General features: G+C 55.4%; 3 protein-coding genes and 4 pseudogenes. 2 read left to right on the plus strand and 5 right to left on the minus strand.

Annotated elements, in window-relative coordinates; all coding sequences use genetic code 11:
- Nucleotides 1-33: 33 nt before the first annotated feature.
- Both AC2FND_RS07025 and AC2FND_RS07030 read right to left on the minus strand, forming a co-directional pair.
- Complete coding sequence (locus AC2FND_RS07025; RefSeq protein ID WP_496768774.1) at nucleotides 34-1,773, minus strand: FkbM family methyltransferase; 1,740 nt, start codon at nucleotides 1,771-1,773, stop codon at nucleotides 34-36.
- A 303-nt stretch (nucleotides 1,774-2,076) separates the two neighbouring features.
- A pseudogene (locus AC2FND_RS07030) lies at nucleotides 2,077-2,702 on the minus strand (IS6 family transposase).
- A 244-nt stretch (nucleotides 2,703-2,946) separates the two neighbouring features.
- On the opposite strand from AC2FND_RS07030, the pseudogene AC2FND_RS07035 reads away from it, so the two are divergent.
- Nucleotides 2,947-3,656: pseudogene (locus AC2FND_RS07035) on the plus strand (IS6 family transposase).
- Between the two features lie 63 nt (nucleotides 3,657-3,719).
- Here the strand turns inward: AC2FND_RS07035 and AC2FND_RS07040 are convergent.
- Nucleotides 3,720-4,945, minus strand: a pseudogene (locus AC2FND_RS07040) (IS256 family transposase).
- Between AC2FND_RS07040 and AC2FND_RS07045 the strand changes: the two are divergent.
- Entirely contained in the window at nucleotides 4,944-5,402 is a 459-nt protein-coding gene (locus AC2FND_RS07045; RefSeq protein ID WP_496768775.1) for a DUF6778 family protein, read from the plus strand. The pseudogene AC2FND_RS07040 and the gene AC2FND_RS07045 overlap by 2 nt on opposite strands.
- Before the next feature lie 615 nt (nucleotides 5,403-6,017).
- Here AC2FND_RS07045 and AC2FND_RS07050 read toward each other — a convergent pair.
- Nucleotides 6,018-6,218, minus strand: a pseudogene (locus AC2FND_RS07050) (transposase); the annotation flags it as partial.
- A 123-nt stretch (nucleotides 6,219-6,341) separates the two neighbouring features.
- Nucleotides 6,342-7,761, minus strand: a 1,420-nt coding sequence (locus AC2FND_RS07055) for an AMP-binding protein (protein WP_496768777.1), incomplete at its 5' end; no start/stop codon positions are given.

Raw genomic sequence — 7,761 nt, forward strand, 5'->3', positions numbered from 1 at the left:
TTCCCTCGCAATTCAAGTTCAGCCCGAAACGCTTTAGCGCCACATCAGGAGATCTTTGAATTGCCAATCTGACCCAGATAGATACTCAATGATTTCATCGACTGATATATTTTTTTCGTCCCCCAATTGCCGGTTGGGAAAACTTTCAAATCGTGCCCGGAGCGCATCCATATCGAAATCTGGTTTTTCGATGCGCCAGATCTCGATCAAGGCGACATCGATCCGTTCCCAGATCTCCATGGGTGTCCGTGTTATAATAACTTCGTCAAAACCCTGCGTGTCCGATTTCCAGACTAAGGCTTGTTTATGTCTTACGTGTTCGGCCATCCATGTCTGAGTATCATGCTGGCTGACGCGCACTTTTTCAAAGCTGCGCGCGCGCATGGCATCCTCATTCAAAGAGTAATTCCCGATGTTTTGCATGTCGCGGTAGAATTCCACTATGCCATCTTCGCGGCCAAGGGCTGCGTTGAAAAAGGTTACGCGATCGGAGAACGGGGCAAGATTGAACTTTAGAGCCGCAAAGTTGTGATGGTCTGGCTCAACACAAAGCGCATGCTCAATCTGATCGGACAGGACCTGAATTTGCCGGCTAAACATGCCGATATTCGCGCCAATATCGAGCAGTGTATAGCGTCGGCCCTCTTTGAGGTGCCCAGCAAAAGCAGCGAGGTTTTCATATTCCCAGCGCGCATCTGCAATGATGGCCGGGCTCATTGTCTTGTCATCCGGGACAAGCAGCCCCTGTCCCGCAGTCCCCAACGGGCCGTCTTTTTTGAGGGTAAAAAGAAGCCCGGTTCGGCTCAATGTGTCATGCATGTTGTCTGGCCAGTCGCCCATGGCATTTATCTTGCGGTTTTGTGCCACCAGCGTTTTTTGTGTCTCATCCAGATCATAGGCCAAAGATCGGAACAGCGATGTGCCATGGCGATTATGGCTGAGCTCTATAGTTTCCCAATCATCGGGCAAATTGCCGAAACAGGCCACGATCAGCCCGTCTCCACTGAAGGATTCATGTACGTCATGTTCCGCGACAATGCGGGCCCCGGATTTCTGCAGGATATCGACGCATTTCTGGTGCGTCAGGGGGTCACCGCTGATCTGGTGGGCATGAGTGGAGACACAGACCCAACCGATTTTGCCGGACGAAAACAGCGGTTTGCAGCTTTCCAGAACAGCAACCTCATCGCCTTGAATGTCGCAATGCAATAGATCGAGATAGTCCCATTTTTCTGCGGACATCAGATGGGCAACCGAATAGCAGGTGCTGCGCATCTCACCGCTCGCCTCACCGGTAAAGGGCATGTCTTCGACGAATTGAGGCCCTGCAAAACCGGAAAGGAATTTGGGTGCCAGCCCATTGAGAGCGGCATTGGCCTGACCAACGGCCAGATGTGCCGGTTCCGGCTCAAGAACCACCGCTTTTCGATCGGGGCTTTGGTTGAGGAACCACAAGCTGTAGTAGGCCCAAAATCCGCCTAACTCTATCATTCGAGCCGAGGCAGGCAGTCTTTTGACAACCTCGTGGAAGACTCGCTCTTCTTGAGGTTCGTGGTGTCCTTTCGCCGCGCGGATGAGATTGCTCATCCACGCTCCGTAATAGCCACCGCATAGCACACGCAGCCCATTATGCATGATCTGGATGCGGCTGCCGTTTTCATCCTCATAGATGGCACCAGCATCGCTGACTTTTGGAATGGCATCTGCATCAGAGCATTGCAAACCCATGGCAACGCGCGCCTCAAAAGATGCCACCGATGGTGGATAGTTCATGCGAGTACTCCCGAAATTTGCTTGCTAGTTGTGTTTGCCGAGTGGCTTTGGGATGTCAATAGAGACTCCCGGCAAACCCAGCGCGGTTCTGTCGCTAACTCCGCCCCCACCTGTTAGATCGAACGCAGTTCTGTTAACGCATGATGGAACATGACAGGAGCAAGCCGTGACGATCTCAGTCAAGGGTGCGCATGGTTCCGTAGCAAAGTTTGCAGTTGTTCAGAAACCCGCTTTTTTGTCGATGGGTTAGGCAGCCAGTTCTGCGAACTGTAGAAATGAACAGAGTCCGGGCGTGAATTGGCCTTAGCGGATCATGTGCGCGACTTCGATACCTGAAAGAGTTGCAGATGCGGATTCAAAAGACTTGAAGCCAAGCATCGGGCGGGTTCGTCTTTTGATAAACCTGTGATCTTGTTCCAAGATGTTACATAGGTATTTTTGCCTCACCATCTCGATCGGGAGCGGGCAACCAAAACCTTTGAGCATCTTGTTTATGGCCTTGATACCAGCTGTGTTGGCGCCGCTTTTGTCAATGACGATTTTTCGCGGTAGACCATTGACCTCCTACATCTGAGCGAAGCGTTTTGTCGCAGCCGGTTTGTTTCGACGTATTGAAAGCATGAAATCGCGAGTTTTGCCGTGCTTGTCGACCGCTCGGTAAGGGTAACCCAGGTGCCTTTCACTTTGAAATACGTTTCGTCAATTCTCCAAGAGCGATCACACGGAGCCTTACGATGGCGCGCTGTTTCAGCAATTACGCCTGCAAACCGTGTCACCCAGCGGTTCAGCGTTGTGTGATCGACGGAAACACCTTGCTCATGCATGATCTCTTCTAGATCGCGGTATGACACGCCGTACCGGACATAGAAAAACACAGCAAACAGGATAACATCCTTCGGATATTGCGCGCCTTTGAAATAGATCACCAATGGACTTTCGACTTTAAAATTTCGATAGCCATTCATCCGAAGCACTCTTGAGCGTCAACAGTCAAAAGTTTGCAACACATCCTTCAGGAGAGAGAGAAGCGGTCAGTCACACCGAAGTAGTATATAGGCGCTTCGTGGCAAAGTGGAAACAGCGGTCACCAATGGCCACGCCCGTTTCTCCTCAGTAGCTCACCAAAAGGCATTGCCAGTTGATTGGGTTGTCCTTCTCGGATAGCGCGGTACCATGACCATACCGACCTCATTGCCGCGGCTGAAGGGCTTCCGTTTTCCTCGCGAAATCATCGCCTATGCGATGTGGGCATATCATCGGTTTGCTCTCAGCACAGCAGATGTCGAGGACCTCCTGGCGGAGCGTGGCGTCATCGTCAGTCGTGAAGCGGTTCGTCTCTGGGTGAACCGTTTCGGGTCTCAGTTCGCGGTTTGTATCCGACGCGACCGGCCCCGGCCGCACGACAAATGGCATATGGACGAAGCGGTCGTCCCGATCAACGGCGTAAAACATTGGCTGTGGCGTGCAATCGATGGCAACGGAGATGTACTCGACATTCTGATCCAGCCTCGCCGCAATGCCAAAGCCGCAAAGCGTTTCTTCGGCCGACTGGTTGCAGCCTATGGCGAGCCGCGTGTCGTGATCACGGATAAGCTGCGCAGCTATACCAAGCTGATCAAGGCCATCACGCCAGACGCCGACCATCGGGCGCACAAGGGGCTCAACAATAGGATTGAAGGGTCACACTGGCCGACGCGAGAACGGGAAAAGATGATGGGTCGGTTCAAGTCACCACGCCAGGCGCAACGATTTCTCGTCGCCCACGACCATATCAGTACGATCTTTGCCCCCGCCGCTATCGCCTTTCCACTCTCTCCTACCGCCATGCCAGAGCCGACACGTTCAAGCTGTGGGAAGGTTATGCTGCCGAACTATCGGCCTGATTGCGCGGTCCCACGCTTATTCCAATCCACGGCAGATAACTTGGCAATGCCCCAAGAAGTCTTTCAGTATCGGAGGCGAATACCGTTGCACCTGACGCTGATATTGTGTGGCGAGAAGACCCGCCCGGAGATAGATATTAACAAGTCGGCCGTATCATGCACGATACAGTAGCGCGTGAGACTGTCGGTCTGCCATTCGCCATTCTGCTCGAACAGCACAGCGCCGATCAGGCGTGTGATCGATGCTTCGTTCGGGAAGATGCCGACGACATCCGCCCGGCGCTTCACCTCCTTGTTCAGGCGTTCGAACGGATTGGTGCTGTGCAGCTTGGTCCGGTGCTGACGGGGGAACGCCATGTAGGCCAGCACGTCGTGTTCGCTCTCGTCCATCAGGTCTGCCAGTTTTGGCCATCGCGACCGTATCTGATCAGCCACGCGGCGCCAGGTTTCGCCGGCGGATGCCCGGTCTGGTTGGTCGAAGGCCTGTCGGATCGCGGCGGCGACGAGGGTGTGCTGGCCGCGTGAGACGCGGGCCAGGGCATTCCTCATCCAGTGAACGCGGTAAGCGCTGCCAGGTAGCCTCGAAGACACGCTCTATCGCTGCCCTGAGACCGCTGTGAGCATCTGAGATCACCAGCTTGGTGCCGTCGAGCCCACGGGCCTTTTGGGCCGCGCAGGAATCCGATCCAGAAGGTTTCCGCCTCGGACGGCCCAAGTCCCAACTCGATGATCTCGCGTCGCCCGTCGGTGTTTGCCGCCACTGCGATTATGGCTGCGACGCTGACGATCCGCCCGCCCTGGCGCACCTTGAGATAGGTCGCTTCGAGCCAGACATAGGGCCACTCGCCGGTGAGCGGGCGGGGCAGGAACTCGTTCACCCGTTCGTCGATATCCTTGCAGAGCTTTGACACGGTGCTCTTGGAAATCCTACTGTGTCCCATGGCCTGCGCCAACTCGTCGACCCGGCGGGTGGACACGCGGCCGATCCACGCCTCCTGAATGGCGGCCGAAAGCGCCTTCTCCGAGGTCTTGCGCGGTTCAAGGAAGCCGGGGAAATAGCCGCCCTGCCGCAGCTTCGGCACCTTGAGGTTCAACGTGCCCAAACGGGTATCGAGAGCGCGCTCTCGATACCCGTTGCGCCATGTCGCGCGATCCGTGCTGCGTTCATGCTTGCCGGCGCCGATCAGGCCCTCGACATCGGACTCCATGATGAGCTGCAGCACTGCCTCGGCGACGGCGCGAAGAAAATCGCCGCCATCTTCCTTTTGCAGAAGTTCGGAAAGGTCCATGTTGTTGGTCTTCGGAGTCTCCGTGTGGTTCGTGGTTGAAGCGGTCAAACTCCACTTCGACCATACACCTCGATGGCCACCCGGATTACACCGTCAAAGGCGCAGAAATTACACCACGTTCGCGGACACTAACGTTCAAAAAGCTGTTCGTGTAGAAGTGACAGTCAATCGCTTCCACGCCCTGACTGAAAAAACCCGCTACTCGAACTATCAGGTCGGTGTTCACAATATCGGTTTCGCGATCCGTGTCATAGATGCACATTCTGGCATCGTGCTGGCGTCGGAAGACGAAGTTGATGCCGATCTGATTGCGTATACGGGATTGCAGGCACTTGAAGCCGTCAGGCGCGGAGAAACGCAGCGTGTTCGCATCACACGCCACGTCGCCGCCGTCGTCGCCGGTTGGCTTGGAACAGGTCCGGACGTACGAGGTGCCTTCTCGCGGTCGGGCAGATAATCAGCCCGGCCGTGTCGCATGGACCGTTTTATCAGCGTGGCCAGGTGATTGGGTTAATGACGGGATGGCGGGGTGCCTATCAAGCACTATGCGACGCGGCGGGAAAGTCCGAGAAGGCCAAGTACCGGGGTTCTGTTGCGAAGTTTACTGAAGTTCTGAGAAATACATCTGACTAGCGGAGTCAAGCGACCAGCACATTGAATTGCTGAAAGGGACAGAGTCCTGTGTCCGACGTCAGGGTTTTAGGAGAGTTGAGGCTGTACTATAACCGAGGCTCTGGTTGTGTTTATGTTCCAGTCTAGGAGGCCCCTGTGGTGTCCTGGCAGCTACTTCTGTTGCGGCCATTCATCGCTTCTCTGAACCTTTTGGCCGGGGTGCTGCTGCTGTAAGGTGCGCGTTTCAGCGAGACATCAGGTGTCTCCTTCATAGTTTCTCTTGAAGCGCTTCCGACCAGCGCCGCTTGCCATCCCGCCCGATCAAAACCTCATGGCCCGCAACAGACTCCAAATGCAGCTCCCGATGGACCCCCATAATGACCTCCTGACAATTCTACACTCCTCAGCGGAATCGCAATTCAGTCAGACTTCTGGAAGGTGGGGTTGCGACACCGCTTACTTTCAAACGGCTGTTCTCGTCTTCCAGTTCAGGCAGGCGACGCATTTCAGATGGCAACATACCCGCATACTTTTTCTTCCTGTGGAATTAGGTCGCAGAGCTGATCCCGGCCTCACGGCACACTTCGGCAACCGTCTTGCCTTCTTCAACCTGCTTCAAAACAAACGCCTTCTGCGCGCCCGTTAATCTCGCTGCTTTCATCACTTCCGCTCCTTCCCACAGCCAAGGACTCGTTGCGGAAAACTCCAATCAAAATCGGCCGGAAAATGGGTTTCAGAGCACATCCCTCAGCCCTTTGTTTACGCCTAGTAGCGATGGTCTCGCTCAAGTGGGGCGCGTATCGCGTTCAGTCTCTAAGATACGTTTAAGTTTCGCGCGATCGACTTTGGAGGCATGACGCTTGTCCATAGGGATACTATCTACCGAAATCACATTCGGAACGCCAAAACCAAGCGCAGATTTCCTCCAAACCTCAAGGTGATCAGGGGATCCTTGGACGCAAAGTGTGGGGCCTGCTTTCGAATTGACAAACGCGCAGCGATCTACGCCAGGCCAATGCTGTGCTGCGACTTCGATAGCAAAGGGGAAGAGCGTGCCTGAAGCGACTTCAATTTCGGACCCGACCTGCCCCCACAGCCATAACCGTCCGTCATCATCCAACGTACCAGCGTCACCAGTCCGGTGCCATATAACGTCACCTTCCTTGATTTTGTTTTTCTTTGAGTGAGTTGGGTTCAAATACCCTTCATTCACATGTGCGCCAGCGACTTGAATCTCATTGTCGCGAATGCGGAGCATGATGTCGGGCACTGGATAGCCCACGAGAAGACCCCCTCCAGCAGCCATGTCGCGGTGATCCTCCTCCGAGATGCCCATAGCATCGAGATGGGCAATCGGTTCAGCCTCGGTCGATCCGTAGACGCAAACAACCGAAAGTCTGTGCCGGGTTCTCAACGCCTCCACCAGGTTTGGAAATACAGGTCCGCCGCCGGTGAACACCGTGTGTAGCGGCCCGGTGTCGTTGGATTGAAGCAGTTTTTCACACAGCGATGGAGGGAACAGGGCCCGGGTGATTTTTTGCGCCTGAAGCCAGCGTTCCAACTGCGCAGGCGACAGGCGGTCCAGCTTGCTTAGCCTCCAGTTAGGTAAAACACTTGTACGCCCGGCCGCCAGGTTGATCAGGGTGAACACCGGAAAGGCCACCAGATCGCGCTCGGCCTTGCCACTGTCGAGGAGGGGCGCAATAGCATCGTGCTGTGCCATCAGAAACGCGTGCGTGCGTGGAATGGCTTTGGGCTTACCGGTCGTGCCGGAAGTAAAGGAGATAAGGGCGATATCATCCGTTTGCACCTTGTGTACCGTCGGGGTGCTGTGGCCTTCTCTAGGCGTCAGCAAGGGTAGGAACCAAAGGTCCGGAACCAGAAACTTCAGCAAAGAATACACGCCCGTCGCACAGAACGCTTTTGGTTTCGTTGTCCGGGCGGCGTGGCGCAGACCGGCCAGCCCCATGGCCGGCTCCGGCAATACAACGGTGGCGCCAAGGGACCATAGGGCGGCCAGACTTGCGTACAGGTCCGCGTTGACAGGCATGGCCAAAAGCACACGATCACCTGGCCGGATACCCTTGTCCTGCCACTGACCTGCCAAGTGCTGAACGCGCGTGTGCAGGGCTAGAAAACTGATCAGGCGGCCCTTACCGTCCACTATTGCGGTCCTGTCTGGGGACCGTTCAACCGCAGCCGAA

It is taken from the genome of Ruegeria sp. BHSB056, assembly GCF_059613305.1.

Coding starts and splice junctions, on each gene's coding strand:
- AC2FND_RS07025 (WP_496768774.1), bottom strand. CDS start 1,773: ATGAACTATCCACCATCGGTGGCATCTTTTGAGGCGCGCGTTGCCATG.
- AC2FND_RS07045 (WP_496768775.1), top strand. CDS start 4,944: ATGTTGTTGGTCTTCGGAGTCTCCGTGTGGTTCGTGGTTGAAGCGGTC.